The sequence below is a fragment of the Pseudomonas sp. P7779 genome, from assembly GCF_013386315.1.
Classification (GTDB): Bacteria; Pseudomonadota; Gammaproteobacteria; order Pseudomonadales; family Pseudomonadaceae; genus Aquipseudomonas.
The window spans coordinates 1-892 of sequence record NZ_JACARZ010000100.1 but is presented as its reverse complement, the minus strand read 5'-3'; the positions used below and the strand labels follow the sequence as shown (position 1 = coordinate 892).

2 pseudogenes are annotated in these 892 nt (G+C 59.1%); one reads left to right on the top strand and one right to left on the bottom strand.

From position 1 onward, the window contains the following. Nucleotides 1-440 (bottom strand): annotated as a pseudogene (locus tag HX869_RS26145) (serine/threonine protein kinase); the annotation flags it as partial. Nucleotides 441-676: 236 nt separating this feature from the next. Between HX869_RS26145 and HX869_RS26140 the strand changes: the two are divergent. Beyond that, nucleotides 677-892 (top strand): annotated as a pseudogene (locus HX869_RS26140) (hypothetical protein); the annotation flags it as partial.

Here is an 892-nt window from a genome sequence, read left to right as displayed (position 1 = left end):
AAGCGCGAGGCGGCGGCGATGAAGTCGAAGCTGGTGGGGGACGACAGCTGGACGACGTGGTAACCGGCCTTGTAGTAGAGCTTTTTCAGGTATTCGTTGATGGTGCTGTCAAAGCGTGCGCCGGTGCCGGCGATCAGGAAGATCAGCGGTGCGGCACGGTCCTGCTTGGCGATGCGGTAGGTGAGTTTCTTCACCGCCCAGAAGTTGTCAGGCAGGCTGAACTCGCGCTCGGGACGCATCGTCAGGGTGTAGTCGGACTGATTGATTTGATCGTCCGATGGCAGTTCCGGCCGCAGGTTCGGCGGGGTGGTGGCGATGGTCGCTTCAAACGGGTTGGTCAAAGGGTAGCCATAGCTGGCCTGGTCGATATCGACCGCCAGTGCTGACGCACTCAGAAAAAGGCTGCCCAACAGGGCCGCACAGCGCAAGGAACGGAGCATGACTAAATCCCTAAGAGGAAAACGTGCTGAAGTGGAGTTCGCAGGCTATGACCACCGCGTTGCTGCCGAAGTGCCAGCCTTCGGCACTAAAAGTCGGAAAAAACGTCGGAATCGGGGTAATAGTAGCGAGACGATACACTTTGGCACGCCTTAATGAACACTTATCTGTTTGCAAAACTTGCCAACGGCCACCGGGGGATTAAGCTGGGCGCCGTTTTCGCCTATCGGAGTGCCCCATGTCCCGCCGTTTTCCGCTGATCCTGTTGCTTATTGCCCTGCCGCTTTGGCTGGCCGCCAGTTATGGCGCGCGTTACGGATTCATGGAGGATGGCCGTTGGGTGGGCATTTGCGCCGACGAAGCCAGCCGCTGGGAATGCCAGGTGCGTTCCAACCTGGGGTTGATGATTCACTTCAAGGTGCTGGGCTGGGCGGCGCTGGTCACGGCGGTGCTG